We start from the raw sequence: 22,907 nt of genomic DNA on the forward strand, positions 1-22,907 counted from the left end.
TTGTAAACACTTTTTAATATTCATGTTTGTGCCACACCATTAAATAGTAAAGATCAAATTTGGCCCATAAATTTTGTACAAAAAATTTTGAATTTCCAACAATAAATCCTAGATTCCCGACAAAAAAGGTGAAACAATTAATATGTCTCACCTCATCATTGGATAATATCACCTCATTCAACCTTTATCTCTAAACATACTCTACTAACCTTTGGCAAGGGAGAGCTTGCTCTAAGTTTCGGCAAGCACGGAGAACCACGTCATCTTCAAGGTGGCGTCCGATAATTTGTAATCCAATTGGGAGACCATCCTTTGAAAACCCACATGGAACTGAAGCTGCAGGGTTACCGGTTAAATTAAAAGGATACGTTAGAAACCAACCGATCAATGAGTTAATTTCCTTACCATTAATTGAGCTCGGTGGTCCTTGATCAATAGAAAAAGCTGGTACAGCAGTTGTTGGACTAATTAGTAAGTCATAATTTTTATGGATTTCTAATAACTTATGCCAAACTACTTCTCTAGCAAGATTTGCTTTATAGAAATCGACAGCACTCAATTTCTTTCCTTCAAGGATTATCTCTTGAACTTTAGGTTCGAGTAAAGTAAATTCTTCATCTGACAAATCACTATACATACCAGCTGTTTTACCATACCACAATGTTAAAAACTGGTGTTCCACCTCTATACCAAAACCGGGATCTACTTCATCAACCTGACAGCCTAAATCACGAAAAATATTTGCTGCTCGCCTGCACACTTCACCAACTTCAGGATTCACTTCAAAATAACCTAAATTTGGACTATACGCCACCCTTAACCCACGAATAGAGTCATTAATGGCTGTACGAATACCTCCTGATTCCGGCATCGAAAAAGGATCTGATAAGTGTGGCCCTGATATTACATTATACAGAAGAGCTGCATCAGTCACTGTACGAGCTATCGGTCCATTATGAAAAAACGGGGAGTGACTAGAAAAAGCACCAAGTACATCAGGAACTCGGCCATAAGTCGGTTTAAATCCAAATACACCACACATACTTGCTGGAATACGAATCGAACCTGCACCATCACTTCCTTCAGCAATTGGAACTAAGCCAGCTGCTACCGCTGCACCTGATCCACCACTCGAACCACCGACTACTCTTTCTACATTCCACGGATTTCGGGTAGCTCCAAATATTTGATTATCAGTCACTCCTTTATGGCCAAACTCTGGTGTATTTGTCTTACCAATAATAATGCCACCAGCACTTTTCATTCGTTTAACTAGTACCGCATCCTCATTAGGAATGAAGTTCTCAAACAGTCTAGACCCCCGTGTTGTTCGTACTCCTTTTGTTAGTGTTAAGTCTTTTAATGCTATCGGTATGCCATGAAGGGGGCCTAAAGTAGCCCCCTTCATCATCGCCTTATCTGCTGCTTTCGCTGCTGAAATCGCCTCATCGTGCACCACTGTACAAAATGCATTAATTTTAGGGTTGATTTCATCGATCCGACTCAAATGGGCTTCCACAACTTCTACAGAAGATACTTGACGACTTTTAATTAAAGAGCTTAATTCTACTGCAGTCATTTTCGTTAATCCTTTAAAATGCGTATGAGTCATTCGCTTTTCATTCCCCTTTCTAATTTTTTCAAGCAACCAACTGACTTGCCACTAAAGGATAAGTAGTCCGAGACTAAGGACAATTCCACTAATAATTAATACCACCGCTGTATAGCCCATGATGTGTCTAATTCCTAGTCCTGCTATCGCTAACAAAGGGAGCGTCCAAAATGGCTGAATCATATTTGTCCATGCGTCTCCCCAAGCCACTGCCATAACGACCTTTGCCATATCGGCACCGAGTTGACTAGCTGCATCTACCATAATTGGGCCTTGAACTGCCCATTGGCCGCCACCTGACGGAACAAACATATTAACAACCCCCGCACTGATAAAGCCTAGTACAGGTAACGTCTTCTCATTAGCTACCGAAACGAATGCACTTGCAATATCGGCTGCAAGTCCTGTAGAAACCATAATTCCCATAATTCCTGCATAAAATGGAAACTGCATGATAATTCCATACGATGATTTGGCTCCACCTGTAAACGAATTAATATATTTATTTACACTTGGTGTTAAAAACAACCCAAGAGCAAAGAACGTCATAATTACTATATTAATGGTTACTGCCCCACCTGCGCCGAAGTAACTAACTAACCATAGCAACCCTAAAGCACCTAAAACAATCGGAACTAGGCGACTATTTTCAATACGCTCAGCTGGAGTCATGTCTTTTATGGACAGCTCTTCTGTTGCACTAGCCACCTCTTCTTTAATGATCTCAGATTCTGGAAGACTGACACGTGGTTCATTTGCTTTTGGCCTCATCATCACCATGGCTATCGGGATAACGATCATTAATACAACGACCATAATTAGAGTGGCAGGAGCAAAAATCGTTTCTGTTACAGAAATGACTCCAATTTGCTCTTCAAGAAAATGCCCCGGTGTTGCTATTAATGTTGGGATGGCTCCACCATAACCTGCATGCCAAACAAGAAACCCTGCATACGAGGAAGCTACGACTAACGGATAATGAATTTTTCCACGATGTACGATTCCCATCTCTCGAGCAACGATTGCACCCGCTATTAAACCAAATCCCCATGAAAGCCAGCTACATACCATCATGACTAACGTTGTTGCAATAATAACTTGAATTTCATTTTTCGGTATCCTCGCAAACGCTTTCAACCCTTTGTTTATTAAAGGTGTATGAGCAAGTGCAAACCCTGTCACTAAAATTAAAATCGCTTGTGTAGTAAATGCTAAAAGATCAAAAAAACCATTTCCCCAGAAATCCAACACTTCTCTTGGACTAAACCCTTTCAACAAACCAAGAATATATACAACGAGAGTAAGTGCAAATACGAAAATAAATGCATCAGGTAAATATCGTTCAGCTACACGAGTAAAGAGTTTTGTAATAAATCTCACATCGAATCCCCCTTAATCAATTATGAAAATCTAATTTTCAACACCACTAAATTTATACAATTGTAAATTTTCAGATAATAAAAGTTGGAGTTGTCTTTTTCTATCAATAAAAAAAATAGAGTTAGATAAATAAATCTCGATGACACGAAAGTAATTAAAATACACTCATATCAATTCATATATTTTTTACTAGTTTTAACTTATATTGTAGTTAAAAGAGGTTGATTACAAGGGATTATAGTGGAGTTAGTTTCTAAACTTTTATTACATTTTGAAATCGCTTCCAAAACAAGAGATAGAAAAAGAATTACAGAGAAACTCTATTATATCGAACTAAAAAGTAAATAGAATCCTGTAACTCCAAGAATAACATATGTTATAAGCTGAAATACCTTTTGATTAATAAATTTAAATAGCCATTGTCCCAAAATCATCCCACATATCGACACTGGAACTAGTATTAATGAAGTAAACCAAATTTCTTTATTCGTAGAGCCAAATGTAATTTGCATCCCAAGAGCTACAACATAAATAAATAAGTAGAAAGCTAATGTAGTACTTCGTAAAACTGCTTTTTCAATTTTGACTCCAGAAAAATACAACAATAATGGTGGTCCCGGCATACCTATACTCGTCGTTAGCATACCTGATAACCCGCCTGAAATATGATCTTTAGCAGACGTCTGTTTGACTGAAAATTGTAAAATAAGTAAGCATGTTAAAAACAAAATAAGTAAACTAATAACAATCTTCAAAAATTGAACATCGAGAAATAAAAATATACCAATACCAAATGGAGCCCCAATAATACTTCCTTTTACAAGTTTAATTAATAGTTTCTTATCCACATCTTTAATAATTTTGGGTAGAATAAACACCGAAATTAATATTGATAAAATGATATTGATTTGGATTGCTACATGTGGGGCATATACGAATAGTAAAAACGGCGTAGCCATGATTGAAAAACCAAATCCGGTACATGCTTGTAATACTGAAGCAAATAAAACAATCATCGCAGATATGACTATACCTTCCATACGGATCACTACCTCATTCGTTAATTTGTCGTCTCTTTCTTCACAGCCCTCCTTTTATATTAAACCTTTGAATCTTATCCTCCTCCTTTTCTCCTATAATGATGTTGAATATATTGATTAGTTACATATTATTGCATATTTTAATTAGTTACCATGTCCGTAAATAGACCTTTAAATAATTTGAAAATTTTTACTATTATAGGTATACTTAAATAAATGAACTTACACTCTCTACGAATATTTGAAATGGATTTACAAATGTCGAACCTTCTGAGGAGGATTTTTGTGATAATTAAAGTTGCAGCACTAGTTACACCCGACATGGTTCATTTAACAAAGGAATTAGGAAAGCAAATCAATGAACTATCTATAGTTATTGATACTTACAATGATCCAAACGAAGCCATCGACTTGTTTAACAAATATGTAGAGGATAATGATATATTATTATACGGAGGTCCCATTCCCTATTTAATTACACATCATTACCTCATGAAAAACGAATTAGAGATTAATAAACCGATGATCTATGTTCCATATAATGAAATTTCTATATATCGTGGTTTATTTCAAATGTTAAAACAAATGAAGACGGATACAACGTTACCACTTACTTTTAGTGTCGATTATCCAGCAGAATCCGAAATTCGTGAGTGTTTAGAAGAATTAGATATAAATACGGATTATACATTTACTAAAGAGTGTGGACATAATGAAGACCTTAACGAGCTTGTCTCATTTCATTACAATCTGTGGCAATCTAAAAAGGTACAGGCTGTCATTACAAGTGTATATTCTGTCTATAAACAATTAAAAACACTCGGCTTACCTACTTACCGTATCTCTCCTGCTAAATCATCTATTCGAAATACTCTTCAACGAGTCGTATTAGAAGGAAAAAATATGTATCAAGCCGCAAGTCAAATTGCCATCGGTATTATAGGCTTCAAGGAAGAAATCGACTTTAGCCCAAGGGCTTTATCAGATTACCAAACACAGCGAAAAAAATTAAAGCTTCAACAAATCCTTATTGATTTTGGTGAGGAAACTGGGGCCCTAATCGATTGGTCTGATCGAGGAGAATTACGATTTATCACAACTCGTGGACAAATCGTAAGTAATACAAAAAACTTCCAACAAATACCCGTTTTACTAGAGATCCAAAAAGAATTAAAGCTCTCCCCCTATTTAGGAATTGGTTTTGGTAGTACGGCTCATGAGGCTGAAACAAAAGCATATGAAGGATTTACAAAAGCAAAATCTGTTGGGGATGGAAGCTGTTTTATTGTAGAACTAGACGGCAATGTACACGGTCCTGTTGGAGAAGCCGTTCAATTAAAATACTCAGTTCGAAGTGAGGACCCAAACTTAATTGCCTTAGCTAAAAATGCAAGTTTAAGTATAGGAACGATTAATAAGCTACTGGCATTTAGCAACTATTCTAGTGATAAAAAATTTACAGCCCTTGAATTAGCTAGTAGTTTTGGTATCACACTACGAAGTGCGAGGAGAATTTTAAGCAAACTTGAAGAAAACGATTACGTTAAAATTATCGGTGAAGAACAACCAATAAGTCGAGGTCGCCCAAGACAAATTTATCAACTCAATTTACAACTCCCCCCATTAATACCTAACCTCACGTGACAGGCACCGTTAATGCTTTAATGGATTAACGGTGCCTGTCACCTATTTCTACGCACTTATCCCTATATCATACGTTACAGCTACTTCATAAAAAGCACCATAAATACATTTTTTTGTAAATTAAATCCTCCTAATTTACGACAATATCATTTCTTATGTAACAATTTTATTACATTCTAACAAAATTCGTTGTTATTAGACAGGAAACATATTAAAATTTGAGAGGACTAATAAATGCACAATCTTCCATTGAAGGTAATGGTATATATAAAAGGAGAGTAATACAATGAAAAGGAAGTTAACCCATGTAGTTATTGCTACGGCATTAGCTGCTACCCTTCTTCATGCGGTTCCTGCAACAACCTATGCTAATCCTCCTACGAATTATTCCGCACAAATCGAAGAACTGGAAACTAAAATACTTACATACGACAACAAGATTATCGAAGCCATCGCTAAAGTTGAAGATTTAACGAAAGAAATTGAGCAAGGTCAACAACAAATTGAACAAAACCAAAAGGATCTTGAGGAAGCTCAACAGAAATTTGATAGTTTAAAAGAAATTTATTTTGAGAGACTACGTGCCATACAACAAAATGGCCAAAGCCCGATGCTAACCTACATTGATGTCATTTTAACTTCAAATGGACTTGGTGACCTCATTGAACGAGTCACCCTCATCTCCCAAGTGATTGAACAAGATCAAAAATTGCTTGAAAATATACAGAATGCCGAGTTAGAACTGACTACTTTACAGGAAGAATTAGTAAAAGAAGTTGAACATTTAGAAAGTAACAAACAAACGGTAAAGAATGAACAGGCAGCAATGAAAAAAGACAAAGATATCGTTATGAAAGAATTAGATCGGTTCAAGGAACTACAGCGTCAGGAAGAAATTCGCTTAGCCGAAGAAGAACGGCAGGCTACCTTAGCTGAAGAAGAACAGCAACCACAACAGACAGAACTAGAAAATGGACCTAGCCAAACATCACAAAATCAATCATCTGTAAACAATTCGAATACCAAAACACCTGCACCTACGAGTTCAAATAGTAATAAAAATACAAGTACGAATAGTAACCCTGCTCCATCTGTTAGCTCTGGAAATCAGGATCAAGTTACTCAACTAATTAATTACAGTAAACAGTTTTTAGGGACACCTTACGTTTGGGGTGGTACAACACCTAGTGGATTTGACTGCTCTGGGTTCACTTCATATGTCTTCCGCTCTATCGGTGTAAACCTACCACGAGTATCAAGACAACAAGCACAAGTTGGTGTTGCTGTCCCGCTGAACCAAGTGCAACCAGGAGATTTAATTTTTAGAGGGAACCCGATCCACCATGTCGGTATTTACATTGGAAACGGACAATACATCCACTCTCCACAAACGGGAGATGTCGTGAAGATTTCAAGTTATAACCCTTCGAAGCACACGCAAGCACGTAGAGTATTAAATTAATACTTATCGAATATAGAAAGAAGGTGGCTCTCTGCTAGAGCCACCTTCTTTACCGTTGTTACGTTATTGTTGTTGATTTTGTTGTTGCTGGGCTTGTTGAAGTTGTTGTGTTGCCTGCTGTAATTGTTGTTGGGCTTGCTGGAACTGCTGCTGTTGAGCAGGTTGAGCACTATTTTGAGCTTGCTGCAGTTGCTGTGACGCTTGTTGAAGTTGTTGCTGGGCTTGTTGAATTGCTTGAGGATTAGCCTGTTGAGTAGCTTGCTGAACCGCTTGCTGGGCTTGTTGGATGGCTTGTTGCGCTTGCTGTGCTGCTTGTTGTGATTGTTGATTTTGTTGCATGTAGAATTCCCCCTTGGAAAAGTAATTTTTGTTACTCGTATATGATGCCTTAAATAGGAGCTCAACATACGAATTTCTTATCATTTTTTTTACCCATTTTAATTCAGTATTTCCACCTTAAGAGCTTTCTTGAGAATTAGACCCCAACACAGACTTGATTGCTTCCTCGATTTCTTGATAGCCTGTACAGCGACATATGTTAGATTCTAGCCAGTCCTTGATCATCGTATCATCAGCATTGGGGTATTTTTGAAGTAATGAATTACAGCTCATAATAAAACCAGGAGTACAATAGCCACATTGAAAGGCAAATTTTTCAATAAACTCTGATTGGATCGGTGCATTTATAAGTCCTTCCACTGTCGTTACTTTTTTTCCAACAGCCTCTATCGCAAGCATTAAACACGCTTTCATTGGGTCCCCATCTACATCGATCGTACAAGCCCCACAATCTCCATTTAAACAACCTGGTTTTGCTCCAGTTAATCCTAATTCTTCACGCAATACAAATAATAATGTATCCGCATTTCGAACGAATACTGTGCGATCTTCTCCATTAATCGTTAAAGTGAGTTCAGCTTTATACATATCAAGCTTCCTCCAACGTTTCCATTACATCAAGTAATGTATTTTTTAATACAAACGAACGATATGCAGCTGAACCGTGAACATCATCGAGAATCGGTGTTGATATCAGCCGAATGGCTTCAGTTGCTTTCTTTTCTTTAGATAAGCTTGGATCATTTAAACATTGTTCTATGAGTTGATCTCGAAACGGATACGAACATAAACCACTGAATCCAACTTTAATACTATCGTTCTTTTTTAGGGCAGCTGTCGTTATTAATGGATATCCCACATCCCATTGTCTTCGTTTTTTTATACTGAGAGAAGGACTATTTATTTCACTTTGTTCAGTAATAACTTGAACAAGCAATTCTCCTCTTTCTAATTTTAGAGTTTGGTTGAACACTTCCTTCAGCGGGCGCATTTTTACACCAGAAGGGCCAGCAATAACTACTTGACTTTCTGTTAATAAAAAGGGTAAAACCGTTTCTCGATAGATAATATTAGCACAAAGGTTTCCACCTAATGTAATTTTGTTTCGAGCTGTATGGTCCGCAATTTCAACGATAACTTTACTTAGAAAAGGGAACAGTTGACTCTCCCGAATTTTTGTTAACGTTTGTGCAACGCCTAATGTCAATTGCTGTTCGTCTTTTCTCATTACTAAGCACTCTGGAATTCCCTTTATATCTATAACAGCACCTGTTTGAATTTTATTTACTCTTCCTAATGTAATGATTTCTGTCCCACCTGAAAAATAGATCGGGTTCTTCCCTTGCTCATCTAAAGATTGGTGTAATTGAACCGCCTCCTTAATTGTTGTTGGTCGGTAATATTCAAAGTCAAACGAAATCATGAATCTACCTCCTGCTTTTTTGCCCAAATGAATTCAGGAGTAAGTGGCAATTCATTTAGATCCACGCCAGCTGCTTTTGAAAGGGAATTAGCTAAAGCGGCAGGCATTCCAATTAAGCCGAGTTCACCAACACCTCTTGCGCCATATGGGCCATCAATATGTGGTGTTTCAAGAAAGTGTACTATATATTTAGGGTGATCTCCGTATCGAAACGGGGTATAAGTTCGTAGTCTGTGGTTAAGTACTTTTCCCTCTTGATTAAATACAAAGGTTTCACTACTAGCAAAATTCAACCCCATACTCATCGCACCCATTACTTGCCCTCGAGCTGCTTTATTATTTAGGACTTTGCCAACATCAATAACCGAATAAGCGTTTAAAATTTTATAAGTATAGTCTCGTGTATCGAACTCTACTTCTACACCTTGAGCACCGACTGTATATTCTGGACCAGGTTTTCCAGATCCTGTATCATGATCAATATGAGTTAAATGTCTTAACGTATAATTACCTCTTGCAATGATCTGGCCACCTATGGAATACCCACTTGGATATTTATAACCCAAACAAATGTCTTTCACATTGATAAACGTATCTGGCTCATCACGAACATAGACCATTTCATTTCCTACCTCTAAATCATCTGGTGAACACATAAGTACACGTGAAGCAATGTTTTTTAACTGCTCTATTGCATCATCCGCAGCTTTTAATAAAGCTCTTCCAGCCATTAACGTACCTCGACTTGCAACCGTCTTCCAATGCTCAGGTGTCGTTTGTGTATTGATTTCCATTTTGACATGAATTTTATTGATATCCATTTTTAATTTTTCAGCTAACAACTGAGCGAGTATCGTTTTGGTCCCCGTTCCGATTTCAACAACACCTGACAGGATGTTAACACTTCCATCTGCATTAAAAGTTAACACGACTCCAGAGCTTGCTTCTGAGTCAATCGTTGAAGTCTTCCAAATACAACTTAGTCCTTTCACTCGTATTTTCCGATCGCTTACTTGTGTTACTAACCCCTCATCCCAGTTCATCAATTGTTTTAAGCGGTCGATACATTGTGGTAAGTTTCCAACCGTACTTTCATTAAGTTGGATTTGAGTTGGTGTTGTATGTCCAGGTAAAAAAGCATTTTGCTTTCGTAATTCAATTGGATCCATTTCCAATTTTTTGGCAAGTATATCCATAGCTCGTTCAAACACAAATAAAATCTCAGCATGACTGAATCCCCTATAAGCTGTAGCATATGGATGGTTCGTATACACACAAAGTGAGTCACACCAGACATTTTCAATGTGGTAAGGTCCTGTACAAGTGACAGCTGCCGCACGACTCACTGTCGCCCCTTTATCTGAATAAGCTCCACTATCAAATATATACAATATTTCTGCAGCTGTTAATTTCCCGTCTTTTGTCGCCCCAAGCTTGATGTTTGCATCTAAACCTATATGTACAGGTGAAGTGATCATGTCTTCTTCTCTTGTATTTAAAAGTTTAACCGGTCGTCCACCAACAGCAAGTGTTGCCATATATGCAATAAGCTCTAACTGCACTGCTACTTTACCGCCGTATCCCCCACCAACTAACGGGGTATTGACAACAACTTTTCCTTCTTCAAGACCAAAATAACTACCCATTAATTTTTTGATCATATAAGGAGATTGTGTTGCAGATGAAAATACAACCACCCCATCAGGACGAATTTCTGCGGTCACACATCTCGTTTCCATCGCGATATGGTCAGATGGGGAAAATGAAAAACTAGCTTCTACCGTTACATCACTCTCAGCCCAACCTTGCTCCATATTCCCTTTTCTTATTTTCGTTCGATCGGCAATATTTGTATTCGGTTCTGGATAGACGTGTTCAATCCGTTCATAAGTTGCTAAATTTTCATGGACAAGAACAGCACCCGGCAGTAGTGCTTCCTTCGGTGAATTTACAACCGGAAGTGGTTCATAGCTTACTTCTATTTGTTCAGCTGCTTTTTTGGCTTGAAGCGGATCATCAGCAACGACTACGGCTACGGGTTCACCGTAATACCGAACTTTTTCAAATGCGATTGGTGGTCGATCATTAATTTCTTCGCCCGTCAGTGGATACGGTTGCCCAAGGACAATAGCTCGAACTCCAGAGACCGCACGAGCTTTTGTCGTGTCAATAGCTGTTATTTTGGCATGAGCATAAGAGCTCACGACTAGCTTTACATGCAACATCCCTTTTGTGGAATAATCATCCGTGTATTTAGCTTTTCCCGTCACCTTTTCGTATGCTTCTTTTCGGTAAATACTTTTTCCGATACTCCAACTCATGAATTCAAGCCACCTCTAAAAAATATCTTGTTCTAGGTTAAATTTTATTTAAAAGATTTGCTTAACCGTTCTATTTTCAACTTTTGCGGTTTTATTTTCAACTTCAGTCCTTTTATTTTTAACTTCTGCCATTTTATTTTCAAGTTCGGCTCATTTATTTTCAAGTTTAGGCCATTTATCGATTTCTCGACAACATTAGACATACTTCTACATCTTTTATACTCACTCATTTAGTCACTAGCTCTCTTGATTAAGTACGAATACCTTTAGACCCTTCAGTTCTATTCGACTCCTCCAATGCTTTTTTACTTTTCTATCCAATATATAAAAGTTACATTTTCCTATTATTGGTTTTCTAGGTGTAATTCATTCGTTTTCACTAGAATATTTCCAAGTTTGTACAATTCGTTGTCTAATTGTATAAAAATGTTCATCTAACAAATTCTATGAATGGAAATTTCTAAACAAGGAGGCATTAAGGATGCCTAATAACAACGATGTCATATCACCCGAAATGCTAATACTTATTATTACAGCAACTGTAATTGGAACCTTGGTTCGCTTCCTTTCTATCAAACTGGATTACAGGCAGTATCCTAATTACCCAAATGGCTATTTAATTCACCTTGTAACGGGTGCACTTGCTGCTGCTATAGGAGCCTTTATCATTCCTACGCTAATGACCAAAAACTTTACGGCCGTTACATTTCTAGCTTTAGCTGCCCAACATTTTCGTGATGTTCGAAAAATAGAGAGGGAAAGTCTTTTAGACCTTGAGGGAGATGAATTTACAAGACGCGGGGATGCTTACATTGATGGCATTTCAAAAATATTCGAGGCGAGAAACTACATCACGCTCATCGTTTCTTTCTCCACGGCTCTTACGATTCAACTAATACAAGAATTGTTAGATGTTGCAGCATGGGGACAAATCGTATTCGGTTCACTCGTAGGACTCATTATCTTTTATTTACTAAAACGATTTACAGCACGACAAAAGGTAAGAGATATCGCAACTGTAACAGAAGGAAAGATCGAAATTAAAGGTTCAGATTTATACGTCAATGATATGTTTGTATACAATTTAGCGGGAAGAGAAGAAGCAAAGCAGTGGTTCTTAGATGACGGACTAGCTGCAGTCATTAAGCCTAATAAAGATCATTTTCAAATACCGCTTTTCAATGGGGGACAACGACAAGCGATTTTATTTGAAACCACCCGCAGACTCGGCCAAAAAAAGTTATATAGTGTAGAAAACCCTGGAGCAGGAGTTATCATCATTGTTTTAGTTCCGATTATCAAAAATATTGAACTTTTAAAAGAAACAATTTTACTTACTCCTTTATTAGAAACGGTGAAAAAAAATCCTGAATTACTAAACATTCAAAAAGGAGGACAAAGTTAATGGGGAATAACGGTGGACAAATTAAAGGAATTCTTGCTTTTATTACAACAGATAAAAACCGTTATTTAGGTGGGGATCCTCTTTCATTATTAGCAAAAGATCAAGCGGAATTAGTTGACATCTCAAATAGTCTTGCTGAAGTATTTTTAGCAGATATTCTTGAACTAAAAAATGGAGACCATATCATTATAAAGAAATAATAAACTCACCCAAACGAAAATGACCACCGTTCATCGACCGTGGTCATTTTCGTTTTACTAATATATTTTTTGTGTAAGTTTCTATTATTTATCCGTATATGAAAATAATCGTCCCTGTAACAACGGATCATTACTAAAGTCAATACCAGGAACAACGTGACCAGGATGGAATGCGGCTTGTTCTGTCTCCGCAAAAAAGTTATCTTGATTACGATTTAACGTCATTTTTCCGAGTCGTGAATTTTGTAGTTAAGTAACTAAAAAAAAAAGCGATCCGATTAGAGCCTTGTGTTCCCAACTAATATTTAATAATACATTCTAAATTCTAATCGCATCACCAGACATTAAGGAAAATACTTTAAGTTGATGTTGTTCTTTTAAAAATTGTGCGACTTGATCATTTTCTTCTTTCTTGTTGTGCATTACTATGATTGTTTTAGGATCAACGAAACCAATTATTTTTCTCGTTTCACGAAAGCCTGGATGGACTTTAAACCGACTGACATCTATTTGAACCTGATAAGGATTTTTTTCTAATAGTTGTTGCCCTAATGAATGTTTAGATTGATATCCCGTTAAGAGGATTAGATTTTTACTATCATCTTTCAATTCTTGTAAGTAAGCATTTGCGACTGTTGACTGTAACATACCATCTGGAGAAAAAATGAGTTTTGGACGGTCCCGTTTTAGCGCCTTCTCCCTTTCTGTTTGATTCGTTACAACAACGATATTCTCTTCATTAAGTGCACTGCTAATGGTTGTCGCAATCCCACTTTTTAACCAGCTTATATCTTTTATATAATTTTGCAAAGGTAAAAGAATAGAAGCCTCTACAACAATTAAGGGTCTCAAAATATCCCTTGAAAAGTAATTTAAAGCTAATAAAAGTAACTCTTGTCCACGTCCATATTTAGGGACAGGCAGAAAAACACTTCCATCATTTTTAATCGTAGTATTTATTTTATTAAATAGTAAACTGGTATACTCTTGTTGATCTCTTTCATCTAACCCATATGCCGTGTCTAAAATAGCAACATCCACATTTGTAACGTCAGGCTTTAAAAAAGAAAATAAAGGAGATTCCATATGGTAATCACCGGAGAAAAAAATCTTTTTACCACCGAGAAAAAGAATATACCATACAGCTCCATAGATATGCCCGCTGCTCCCCCATTGAATTTTCACACCTAAGTCTAGAAAGTCAATAATACCTGTTATACCTTCTAATTCTTTAATGTTTATTTTGCGTTCATCATCCCTACTATAAGGTAGCTGATAGCCCTTTTCTTCACAGTTTTTTCTCCAGTTCTCTAAATAATATGGAATTTGCCTTGCTGTGTGATTGGTACAATAAACCGGACCATCATAACCAAGCGCATATAAATACCCTAGGGCAGAACAGTGATCTTCATGAGAATGAGAAATAAATACGGCATCAATGGAAGCTGCGATTTCTTCGGACAATAATGGATATTGTTCTTCCGTAGTCGCCCCGCTTTTATTCGTACCACAATCAAATAAGAACCTACCTTTTTCGTTCGTTATCAGTACCGAAGTTCTACCGTATTCACCTGCACCACCTAATACTTTTATTTGCATAGTTCCATACACTGGCTCAGCCATTGGTAGTTTTCCTTCACCGTTTCTAATTCCTTCCCATGGACATACCCTTCAATAATTAAAGGTCCCTGATATTTTTTTATTAACTCAGGAAGAACCTCATCGAAGTTGATCGTATCTTCGGTTTGCGCTGAAAACGGCAAGTGCATTTTACCCGGTGCAGCTTGACTAATATGCACATTCATAATCGGCAAATCTACTTGCTGCACAAATGTTTTCACATCGCCAATACTATGGTAATGTGCCAAATCCATAGTTAAACCTAAATGAGAACTGTTTACTCCCCGAATTAATTTCGTCACATCGTTTAGTGTTACAACAAACTCTTTTGAGCGTTTCTCCATATTTTCAACTCCTACATTTACACCGTATTTCTCGGCATGACTTGCAATTTTTGAAAACATATCCAGTTGTAATTCCCAAAAGTCGTCCGGTAAATCTTTAGAAGATGACATTCTTCCTGGATGTAATGTTACAACTGGCGCTTCCATTTCACTAGCAAGTTCAATCGTCTCTAACATTTGCTTTAACGATTCGTCTCGAATTCCTTGATTGGTTGAAGTCAGATTTACATCTCGAACATCGGCATGAATCTGAAAATCAAGATTATTATTTTTCATTAATGATTTAATTTCTGTTGCTTTAAGATTACTTTTATAAAAGTGACCCATCCATAGTTCTACAACATCATAGCCCAAGGCTGAAAATATAATCGTTGCCTCTTGTAAGGAATAATTTCTAAGTAATTCTGAAGATGAACCGATCTTAAACATAGTGTCCTCCTAGTTTTTTGTAAAAATAATAGATTGTTTCATTTGCAGTCCTACATCTACACCTAATGCCCAATTAGAAGAAGAATCTGCCTCCACCCGAATGTGTTGGTGATCAACATTGACAATATACTCGATTACATTACCTAAGTACGTTTTGTTTACAATCGTTCCCTGTAAGGACTTTCTTTCATCTGATGATTCTACTATTTTAACTTCCTCAGGACGGATGCAAAGAGATACATTTTGCCCGACAGTATACGACTGAGAGAAAGGTTCGCTTTCCATCGTTATTTGCATATCTGTACTTTCAAGTTGAATCGTCAATGGAGTAATACTTTTTATTTGACCACTAATAAAATTCGTTTGCCCGATAAAATCAGCAACAAAAGAATTGATTGGCTCTTTGTAAATTTCTTCTGGACTGCCAATTTGCTGAATGACACCTTTATTCATGACAACAATTCGATCCGACATCGATAATGCTTCCGCTTGGTCGTGAGTAACGTAAACGATCGTTACTCCTGTACGCTTCTGAACATCTATTATTTCTGCACGCATTTTTTCTCTTAATTTAGCATCTAAGTTTGACAATGGTTCATCAAGAAGTAACAGCGATGGCTCCATAATTAATGCTCTCGCTAACGCTACTCGTTGTTGTTGGCCACCAGAAAGCTCATGTGGGTACCTTTTTTTATAGTCTTGTAGATTGACTAAATCTAACATCCTTTCTACCCTTTCCTTCATTGCCTTTTTATTCACCTTCTTAATTTTTAAAGGGTAAGCAATGTTTTGATAGACCGTCATATGAGGCCAAACCGCATACGATTGGAACACCATCCCGATATTCCGTTCTTCAGGCTGCAATCCAATCCTTTTTGCTTTTGAAAAAACCACTTGCTCATCAATTTGAATTTCACCCTCTGTCGGATCAATAAACCCAGCAATCATTCTAAGAGTAGTTGTTTTTCCACACCCTGACGGACCAAGAAAGGAAATAAACTCTCCTTCTTTTATTTCTAGTGAAAATTGATCAACAGCCACTGAAGCTTCAAATCGTTTGGTTAATTGTTTAATGGCAATATAGCCCACTAGTCTCACTCCTCGTAAAGTTTAAAAGGCTGATTCTTTTTTTGTTAGTTTCATAGACAACTGATGACCAACAACAACAAATAAAATCATAATCATACTTAAAGCGGATGCACTTGTCATATCTCCGGATTCTTGTAAATTAAATACAGCAATTGCAATCGTTTCATTCCCTGCCGACCATAATAAGATGGAAATCGTCAACTCTCTTAATGTAGGCATGAAAATTAAGAACCACCCCGCAAAAATTCCTGGACTTATTAATGGAAGAACGATATCTTTCAAGTTTCTCAACCAACTTGCTCCTGAAATTCTAGCAGCTTCCTCAAGCGAATCATGCACTTGCATAAGAGATGCAGATGTAGTTCGAACAGCGAAAGTAATGTAACGGGCAATATAGGCAATTAAAATGATCCAAATCGTGTTGTACAGTTGAAAGTCGATGATCGGAATCGGACGAATCCACGCTAAGATAACGGAAAGTGCTACTACAGTTCCTGGAAGGGCATACGGGAGTGTTGCTATAAAATCAATAACATGTCTCCCTGGAACCTTTGTTTTTGTCGTTAAATAGGCAATGATAACTCCCATCCCAACAGCAATCGTCGCCGCTCCAAAAGCGAGTATAAAACTATTCATAAAGGCCCTTTTAACCATCGGCATTTCCAATAGAATATAGCGGTAATTATCCAACGTTAAGTTCGACCAAGTTGGCAAAAGTCCGTACGCCTTTGTAATGGATGTCAAAAAGATTGCAAGCATTGGAGCCAAAGAAGTTACTGCTAATAACAAAAGAATACAAGCTGTAAGCCATCCTCTAGCTTTTCCAAGACTAATCGTCATTTTTTGACCACTTTTTCCAGTTATAACAGAATAATTTTTCTTATTTAAAATGATGTGTTGTATCCATAAACCAATGGCAGCAATTTGAACTAATAACATAGATAACGCTGCGGCTATTGCAAAGCTATTAGCCATATTAAAACTGTGTAACACATCGTAAATTTTCGTTGTTAAGACGAAATAAGAAACTTGAAAACCTAGAATAGCCGGGACACCAAAATTGGAGATTTCTGTGACAAAAACAAGAACTGCCCCCGCTAAAATGGTTGGTAGCATAATTGGAAGTGTAATATCCTTTAACACTCTCCATTTATTTGCTCCAGCCATTCTCCCTGCTTCTTCAAGAGCTGATTCCATTTTTTCAAAGGCTCCGACTGTAACAAGATACACTAACGGAAAACTACTTAATGTCATAACAAGAATAATTCCCAATGGACCATAAATCGTAAATAGAGGGCTTGTTGCTCCCGTAACATACATATAAAACTTATTAAAATATCCTACTGGTCCGAGCAACTGCTGCCAGGAAATCGCAGCGATAAACGGAGGAATAAGAAACGGAATTAAAATCCCAATTTTTACCCATTTTTTAAAAGGAATATCTGTCCGTGCAATAAACCACGCGAGAAATGTACCGATGATCGTCGCAATAATCGTTGCCATGATGGAAACAAAAAAACTATTCCATAAAATACGATAAACCCCTACATCCGTGAAAATATTTAAATAATGCCTTAGAGTAAGTCCAGTTTCGCCTTCAAAACTTTTATATACAATAATCGCCATCGGATAAACAACTAATATTCCTAATGATAAGATAACTAGTAGATATATCCATTTACCATTTGTAAACAAACTTTTCATATGCTTGCTCCCCCAAAGCTCGTAGAAATTGGAAAGGGTTCATAAAGAACCCTTTTGCAATTGTCTTAGTTTGTAAAAATTTGTTCAAAACGTTCAATAATCTCAGAACGCTTGGTTTCTAAATAGTCAACATCTGTAGGAAAAATTTTTAAATCATTAATAGATGGTACGCCTTCAGGAGGCTCGACATCCTCTCGTACAGATACAACATTTTGCTCCGCCATAATCTTTTGTCCTTCTTTTGAAATTGTAAAATCAATAAATGTTTTTGCTCCTTCTGGATTACTGCTGTCTGCTAATAAAGCAATCGGGGACGCAACCATCACAAGGCCTTCTTCTGGTACAATGTAATCAATCGGAGAACCCTGATCTTTCATTTCTTTAACCATATAGTCCAGAACTACCGCCATTTCCAATTCACCAGTCGCCACTTTCTCTGCTGCATCTTTATTTGCTGTAAGCTGAATTCCCCCATTTTCCCTCATCTTTTCAAAGTAGTCCCAACCAAAACGATCAGATGCTGCTAGCGTTCCAACAAAACTAAAAGATGTACCTGAACTTACACTTGGAATACCAATTTTACCTGCATATTTTGAGTCAAGCATATCGTTCCAGCTATTCGGAGCTTCAATTTTTGTATTATAAGCAAGAACCATATTGATGATTCGCGATCCATAGTAATATCCATCCGGATCAATTAAATTTTCATTAATTGCACTCGCTTCTTTTGATTCATATTTTGCTAACATGTCCATTTCTTTTAAAGCCTCTGCTGATACAAAATCTGCAACCCATACGACGTCAGCTGCTACACTGTTTGCTTCCTTTTCTGTTCGTAGTTTTGATAAAATATCTCCTGTACCCGCTCGGTAAACATTCACTTCAATGTCCGGGTAGGTTTCAATAAATGCTGCCTGAAATTGATCAATTAAGTTTTGTGGAACAGAAGTATATACGGTAATCGACTCATTTTTACCACTTGAAGAATTAGAGTTACAAGCTGCTAACAGTAATACAACCAAAATAAGGGAAAACGTTAGGATCGATTTGATTTTCATTTTCATTTTAATTTTCCTCCATATATCTTTTATAAGTTTGATTTATCCATTCCAACTGTTCCATCGTTTCAAGCGCTCGTCTTTCTTTTATTAAAGTAACCTCCATCATGATTGCGTTACAGATCGACATAGGAAGAGCTAATGAATTTAATTCTTCTTTAGGACCTCGTTTTACAATTAATGATGTTGATGCTTTCCTTGCAAGAGGTGATAGGGCATTTTCAACAAGAGAGATAGCTTGTATACCCTTCTTTTGGGTATAATCGAGAGCAGTAATGATTTCACTGTAGCTTCTTTGAAAACCAATAGCCAAGACGATATCTTTGGATTGGATGGGTAGAAGTTTCTCCATAAATTCATGTCCGCCACTTGTAAAAATCTTTGTCTCAATCCCGATTCTCCTTAATCGAAAATCCAGAAATGATACGATAGACTTAGATACTCCTAGCCCCATTAGGTACACACATTCTGCTTGACTAATAGAAGCGACTACTTTTTGAAACTGCTCATGATTAATCGTTTGTAGCGCCTTAGATAGCGTTTCAATGTCTTTTAATAACTCTTTTTCAATACGGTTCGTAGACGCAGCACTTTTTTGTAGCGTTTTTTCCATTTTTACCTTAGGTGTTAGTTGATTAAGAAGATTCGATTTTAAACTGTTTTGAAAGTCATGATAACCTTTAAAGTCTAGTGCTTTTGCAAACCGTGTTAAACTAGCTTCTGAAACTTCAAGCTTTTTGCTACATTCTGTGATCGTTAGCATCGTATATTCTTCCGGGTCTCTCATAATTAAGTCAGTGATTTTCCTTTGAATCGGACTTAATATCGGATAGTATTGCTTAAAAAGTTCTTCGATTGCTCTATCGATATGAAAAACACTCCCCTCTATGAAAATATTTTTTAATTTAACGCAAATTTGAAAATATCTTTTCAACAATTATTATCTTAACGCCCTATTCGTAACTCTGTATTAAGTACATGTTAGGATTATGTAAATGTTGAAAATCAAAAAGCCGAATTAGACATCCAAGTCCAATTCGGCCAGTTCTTTCGCCACATGTTGTGAAAATTAGGTTTTTAAATTAAGTTAATAATAAACCAGTTTCTTTTTTGTACAAAAGGTCAAAATCATTCATTTAGATCCTTTTCTGTATGGCCTTTTTGGATTCCTTAATGCTTCTAAAACTTTTTGAACCTTATAGCCTTCTTCAAAATCAATGACTTTACTTTCTTTACCTACTATTGCATTAACGAGATTTTGTATCATTTGGTCCCAGAACGATTGATCTTTTTCAATTGGAATTTCCCGATATACCTCACCAACTTTACCACCGAAATAATTTCTCCAAACAACTGATGAATGATTTGAATAAAGTGCAGCTACTTCAAATACAAAGCCGCCTTGTTCTCATGAAGCAATCCAGTCATTATGCTGCCATTTTCGTGGCCAATTAGGGAAACGCATCTCTAGTTCTATTCTTCTGATTTTACCTACATACCCTTCTTTCAGAAATTTAGTTATCTCTTTTATAACAAAAAAAGACCAACTAATGTTGATCTCTTATCTTTCATTATCAATATGTACTGGTGCGGGTGAAGGGACTCGAACCCCCACGTCAAAGACACTAGATCCTAAGTCTAGCGCGTCTGCCAATTCCGCCACACCCGCAGCTTAAAACAATGGTGAGCCATGAAGGATTCGAACCTTCGACCCTCTGATTAAAAGTCAGATGCTCTACCAACTGAGCTAATGGCTCCCGTATTAAAGGTGATTATTCAAAGTGATGTTTCTTCCTCTACGAGTATAGCTTCGTAGTGAATGCGTCGAAACAACTCGTAGTAGTTCAAAGAAGATAATCCTCGTTGCTCTACCAACTGAGCTAATGGCTCAAAAAAAATGAGTACTTTTAGTTTACCCATTTAAGTGTTACTATATGTGGTACTTTATAACGAAGTGCTATTAAATTTAAAATGGTGCCGGCGAGAGGACTTGAACCCCCAACCTACTGATTACAAGTCAGTTGCTCTACCAATTGAGCTACACCGGCATGGATGGTGGAGGATGACGGGCTCGAACCGCCGACCCCCTGCTTGTAAGGCAGGTGCTCTCCCAGCTGAGCTAATCCTCCATTCAGATTTTGTTAAGCGGCAAGTTTCTTCGTTAGTTTCGTTCTGACACTACTCATGTATTAAGGATACGCTCCGTTTCCTCAGAACTTTACTTCCCTGAACTTCTTGCTTCGAAAAATCTTCCTTAATTCTAGATGGTGACCCGTACGGGATTCGAACCCGTGTTACCGCCGTGAAAGGGCGGTGTCTTAACCGCTTGACCAACGGGCCATTTGGCTCCACAGGCAGGACTCGAACCTGCGACCGATCGGTTAACAGCCGATTGCTCTACCAACTGAGCTACTGTGGAATCTTCTATGGTGGGCCTAAGTGGACTCGAACCACCGACCTCACGCTTATCAGGCGTGCGCTCTAACCAGCTGAGCTATAGGCCCCAAATTTGGAGCGGGTGATGAGAATCGAACTCACGACATCAGCTTGGAAGGCTGAGGTTTTACCATTAAACTACACCCGCAGATAATTACATTCATGTTATCTAAAAAATAAATGGTGCGCCCTGAGAGATTCGAACTCCCGACCTTTTGATTCGTAGTCAAACACTCTATCCAGCTGAGCTAAGGGCGCATATGGTGCCGAGGGCCGGACTTGAACCGGCACGGTAGTCACCTACCGCAGGATTTTAAGTCCTGTGTGTCTGCCAATTCCACCACCCCGGCAAAGCAGACAAAATATAAAGGTACCTTTGGAGGCGGCACCCGGATTCGAACCGGGGGATAAGGGTTTTGCAGACCCGTGCCTTACCACTTGGCTATGCCGCCATGGATGTTATAAATACTAGAACTAAAATTAAAACTGTTCTAATCTGAAATGGCGGAGGAAGAGGGATTCGAACCCCCGCGCGGTTTAACCCGCCTGTCGGTTTTCAAGACCGATCCCTTCAGCCAGACTTGGGTATTCCTCCATCATCTAACTTTCTGGTGGACCCTGTAGGACTCGAACCTACGACCAATCGGTTATGAGCCGACCGCTCTGACCAACTGAGCTAAGGGTCCTTATAATGGTAGCGGCGGAGGGAGTCGAACCCACGACCTCACGGGTATGAACCGTACGCTCTAGCCAGCTGAGCTACACCGCCATATTAAAGAAAAAACTAAATATTATGGTGGAGCCTAGCGGGATCGAACCGCTGACCTCCTGCGTGCAAGGCAGGCGCTCTCCCAGCTGAGCTAAGGCCCCATTTTAAGAATTATTTAAGCCTAGCGACGTCCTACTCTCACAGGGGGAAGCCCCCAACTACCATCGGCGCTGAAGAGCTTAACTTCCGTGTTCGGCATGGGAACGGGTGTGACCTCTTCGCTATCGCCACTAGACTCTAAAATTGTGATAAACTTCGAATTTCTTCGTTGGCTGCGTCCACTGCGTTGCTCAAGTACCCTTCAAACGTACATTCCGCTACTCGTGAACTTGTCGCCTCGAACTACTCGCTTCTAACAATTTTCTTATCGGATTTTGATAAGCTGCGAATTTCTTCGTCAGCTGCAATTCTTGCTTCTGAAAATCCTTTAAAATTATGAAGTTTATTCCTTCAAAACTAGATAACATTGACATTGAGTTTTCTTAAGAAGTCAAGTTCACCTTTCATTTGGATAAGTCCTCGACCGATTAGTATCTCTCAGCTCCACGTGTCACCACGCTTCCACCCGAGACCTATCAACCTCATCATCTCTAAGGGGTCTTACTTACTTGACGTAATGGGAAATCTCATCT

At 37.9% G+C, this 22,907-nt stretch carries 17 protein-coding genes, 15 tRNA genes, 2 rRNA genes and 1 pseudogene; 4 read left to right on the forward strand and 31 right to left on the reverse strand.

Annotation, left to right across the window (positions count from 1 at the left end; genetic code table 11):
* Window positions 1–190: 190 nt before the first annotated feature.
* The 3 genes from J0N78_RS22025 to J0N78_RS22035 all read right to left on the reverse strand — a co-directional run bounded on the left by J0N78_RS22025 (window position 191) and on the right by J0N78_RS22035 (window position 4,032).
* On the reverse strand, window positions 191–1,612 hold the full coding sequence (locus J0N78_RS22025; RefSeq protein ID WP_209125269.1) for an amidase: 1,422 nt from the start codon (window positions 1,610–1,612) through the stop codon (window positions 191–193).
* 51 nt (window positions 1,613–1,663) lie between these two features.
* Complete coding sequence (locus J0N78_RS22030; RefSeq protein WP_209125270.1) at window positions 1,664–2,992, reverse strand: short-chain fatty acid transporter; 1,329 nt, start codon at window positions 2,990–2,992, stop codon at window positions 1,664–1,666.
* Window positions 2,993–3,315: 323 nt separating this feature from the next.
* Window positions 3,316–4,032: a sulfite exporter TauE/SafE family protein gene (locus J0N78_RS22035; protein WP_209125271.1), complete on the reverse strand. Its 717-nt coding sequence runs from the start codon at window positions 4,030–4,032 to the stop codon at window positions 3,316–3,318.
* 285 nt (window positions 4,033–4,317) lie between these two features.
* Between J0N78_RS22035 and J0N78_RS22040 the strand changes: the two genes are divergently transcribed.
* Window positions 4,318–5,676: a helix-turn-helix domain-containing protein gene (locus J0N78_RS22040; protein WP_209125272.1), complete on the forward strand. Its 1,359-nt coding sequence runs from the start codon at window positions 4,318–4,320 to the stop codon at window positions 5,674–5,676.
* 286 nt (window positions 5,677–5,962) lie between these two features.
* Complete coding sequence (locus tag J0N78_RS22045) at window positions 5,963–7,138, forward strand: C40 family peptidase (RefSeq protein WP_209125273.1); 1,176 nt, start codon at window positions 5,963–5,965, stop codon at window positions 7,136–7,138.
* Between the two features lie 63 nt (window positions 7,139–7,201).
* On the opposite strand, the gene J0N78_RS22050 is transcribed toward J0N78_RS22045, so the two are convergent.
* From J0N78_RS22050 to J0N78_RS22065, 4 genes are all read right to left on the reverse strand, one after another.
* On the reverse strand, window positions 7,202–7,477 hold the full coding sequence (locus tag J0N78_RS22050) for a hypothetical protein (RefSeq protein WP_209125274.1): 276 nt from the start codon (window positions 7,475–7,477) through the stop codon (window positions 7,202–7,204).
* A gap of 117 nt (window positions 7,478–7,594) precedes the next feature.
* Window positions 7,595–8,065 (reverse strand): (2Fe-2S)-binding protein, encoded by a 471-nt coding sequence (locus J0N78_RS22055; protein ID WP_209125275.1) that lies wholly within the window; start codon window positions 8,063–8,065, stop codon window positions 7,595–7,597.
* 1 nt (window position 8,066) lies between these two features.
* Window positions 8,067–8,900, reverse strand: a complete 834-nt coding sequence (locus J0N78_RS22060) for an FAD binding domain-containing protein (protein WP_209125276.1) — start codon at window positions 8,898–8,900, stop codon at window positions 8,067–8,069.
* Window positions 8,897–11,221 (reverse strand): xanthine dehydrogenase family protein molybdopterin-binding subunit, encoded by a 2,325-nt coding sequence (locus J0N78_RS22065; protein ID WP_209125277.1) that lies wholly within the window; start codon window positions 11,219–11,221, stop codon window positions 8,897–8,899. Before J0N78_RS22065 ends, J0N78_RS22060 begins: the two co-directional genes overlap by 4 nt.
* A gap of 481 nt (window positions 11,222–11,702) precedes the next feature.
* On the opposite strand from J0N78_RS22065, the gene J0N78_RS22070 reads away from it, so the two are divergent.
* Window positions 11,703–12,626, forward strand: a complete 924-nt coding sequence (locus tag J0N78_RS22070; RefSeq protein ID WP_209125278.1) for a YIEGIA domain-containing protein — start codon at window positions 11,703–11,705, stop codon at window positions 12,624–12,626.
* Entirely contained in the window at window positions 12,626–12,826 is a 201-nt protein-coding gene (locus tag J0N78_RS22075) for a capping complex subunit for YIEGIA (RefSeq protein ID WP_209125279.1), read from the forward strand. The genes J0N78_RS22070 and J0N78_RS22075 overlap by 1 nt, the downstream gene beginning before the upstream one ends.
* Before the next feature lie 90 nt (window positions 12,827–12,916).
* On the opposite strand, the pseudogene J0N78_RS22080 reads toward J0N78_RS22075, so the two are convergent.
* From J0N78_RS22080 to J0N78_RS22195, 24 genes and pseudogenes are all read right to left on the reverse strand, one after another.
* Window positions 12,917–13,060: pseudogene (locus J0N78_RS22080) on the reverse strand (catalase); the annotation flags it as partial.
* Window positions 13,061–13,144: 84 nt separating this feature from the next.
* Window positions 13,145–14,449 carry an MBL fold metallo-hydrolase gene (locus tag J0N78_RS22085; protein ID WP_209125280.1) on the reverse strand — a complete coding sequence of 435 codons (1,305 nt, stop codon included), beginning with the start codon at window positions 14,447–14,449 and terminating at the stop codon, window positions 13,145–13,147.
* The gene (locus J0N78_RS22090) at window positions 14,416–15,219 is read right to left on the reverse strand and encodes a sugar phosphate isomerase/epimerase family protein (protein WP_209125281.1); all 804 of its coding nucleotides are present in this window, start codon (window positions 15,217–15,219) and stop codon (window positions 14,416–14,418) included. The genes J0N78_RS22085 and J0N78_RS22090 overlap by 34 nt, the downstream gene beginning before the upstream one ends.
* A gap of 9 nt (window positions 15,220–15,228) precedes the next feature.
* Entirely contained in the window at window positions 15,229–16,308 is a 1,080-nt protein-coding gene (locus J0N78_RS26435; protein ID WP_209125282.1) for an ABC transporter ATP-binding protein, read from the reverse strand.
* A 21-nt stretch (window positions 16,309–16,329) separates the two neighbouring features.
* On the reverse strand, window positions 16,330–18,012 hold the full coding sequence (locus J0N78_RS22100) for an ABC transporter permease (protein ID WP_209125283.1): 1,683 nt from the start codon (window positions 18,010–18,012) through the stop codon (window positions 16,330–16,332).
* Window positions 18,013–18,077: 65 nt separating this feature from the next.
* Window positions 18,078–19,076, reverse strand: a complete 999-nt coding sequence (locus J0N78_RS22105; protein WP_209125284.1) for an ABC transporter substrate-binding protein — start codon at window positions 19,074–19,076, stop codon at window positions 18,078–18,080.
* 1 nt (window position 19,077) lies between these two features.
* The gene (locus tag J0N78_RS22110; protein WP_307794991.1) at window positions 19,078–20,007 is read right to left on the reverse strand and encodes a MurR/RpiR family transcriptional regulator; all 930 of its coding nucleotides are present in this window, start codon (window positions 20,005–20,007) and stop codon (window positions 19,078–19,080) included.
* A 648-nt stretch (window positions 20,008–20,655) separates the two neighbouring features.
* Window positions 20,656–20,739, reverse strand: a tRNA-Leu gene (locus tag J0N78_RS22115).
* 12 nt (window positions 20,740–20,751) lie between these two features.
* A tRNA-Lys gene (locus J0N78_RS22120) sits at window positions 20,752–20,827 on the reverse strand.
* Window positions 20,828–21,042: 215 nt separating this feature from the next.
* A tRNA-Thr gene (locus tag J0N78_RS22125) sits at window positions 21,043–21,118 on the reverse strand.
* Window positions 21,119–21,123: 5 nt separating this feature from the next.
* A tRNA-Val gene (locus J0N78_RS22130) sits at window positions 21,124–21,199 on the reverse strand.
* A gap of 136 nt (window positions 21,200–21,335) precedes the next feature.
* A tRNA-Glu gene (locus tag J0N78_RS22135) sits at window positions 21,336–21,410 on the reverse strand.
* A gap of 3 nt (window positions 21,411–21,413) precedes the next feature.
* Window positions 21,414–21,489, reverse strand: a tRNA-Asn gene (locus J0N78_RS22140).
* An 8-nt stretch (window positions 21,490–21,497) separates the two neighbouring features.
* Window positions 21,498–21,574 (reverse strand) — tRNA-Ile (locus J0N78_RS22145).
* Window positions 21,575–21,580: 6 nt separating this feature from the next.
* A tRNA-Gly gene (locus J0N78_RS22150) sits at window positions 21,581–21,654 on the reverse strand.
* Window positions 21,655–21,687: 33 nt separating this feature from the next.
* Window positions 21,688–21,764, reverse strand: a tRNA-Arg gene (locus J0N78_RS22155).
* Between the two features lie 3 nt (window positions 21,765–21,767).
* A tRNA-Leu gene (locus J0N78_RS22160) sits at window positions 21,768–21,856 on the reverse strand.
* 27 nt (window positions 21,857–21,883) lie between these two features.
* Window positions 21,884–21,958, reverse strand: a tRNA-Cys gene (locus J0N78_RS22165).
* A 50-nt stretch (window positions 21,959–22,008) separates the two neighbouring features.
* Window positions 22,009–22,101: transfer RNA gene (locus tag J0N78_RS22170), tRNA-Ser, on the reverse strand.
* A gap of 14 nt (window positions 22,102–22,115) precedes the next feature.
* Window positions 22,116–22,192 (reverse strand) — tRNA-Ile (locus J0N78_RS22175).
* Between the two features lie 6 nt (window positions 22,193–22,198).
* A tRNA-Met gene (locus tag J0N78_RS22180) sits at window positions 22,199–22,275 on the reverse strand.
* A gap of 25 nt (window positions 22,276–22,300) precedes the next feature.
* Window positions 22,301–22,376: transfer RNA gene (locus J0N78_RS22185), tRNA-Ala, on the reverse strand.
* Between the two features lie 18 nt (window positions 22,377–22,394).
* Window positions 22,395–22,510: ribosomal RNA gene (gene rrf / locus J0N78_RS22190) — 5S ribosomal RNA — on the reverse strand.
* Window positions 22,511–22,782: 272 nt separating this feature from the next.
* Window positions 22,783–22,907, reverse strand: a 23S ribosomal RNA gene (locus tag J0N78_RS22195); the annotation flags it as partial.

It is taken from the genome of Alkalihalobacillus sp. BA299 (assembly GCF_017745675.1).
Taxonomy (GTDB): Bacteria; Bacillota; Bacilli; order Bacillales; family Bacillaceae_F; genus Alkalihalobacterium.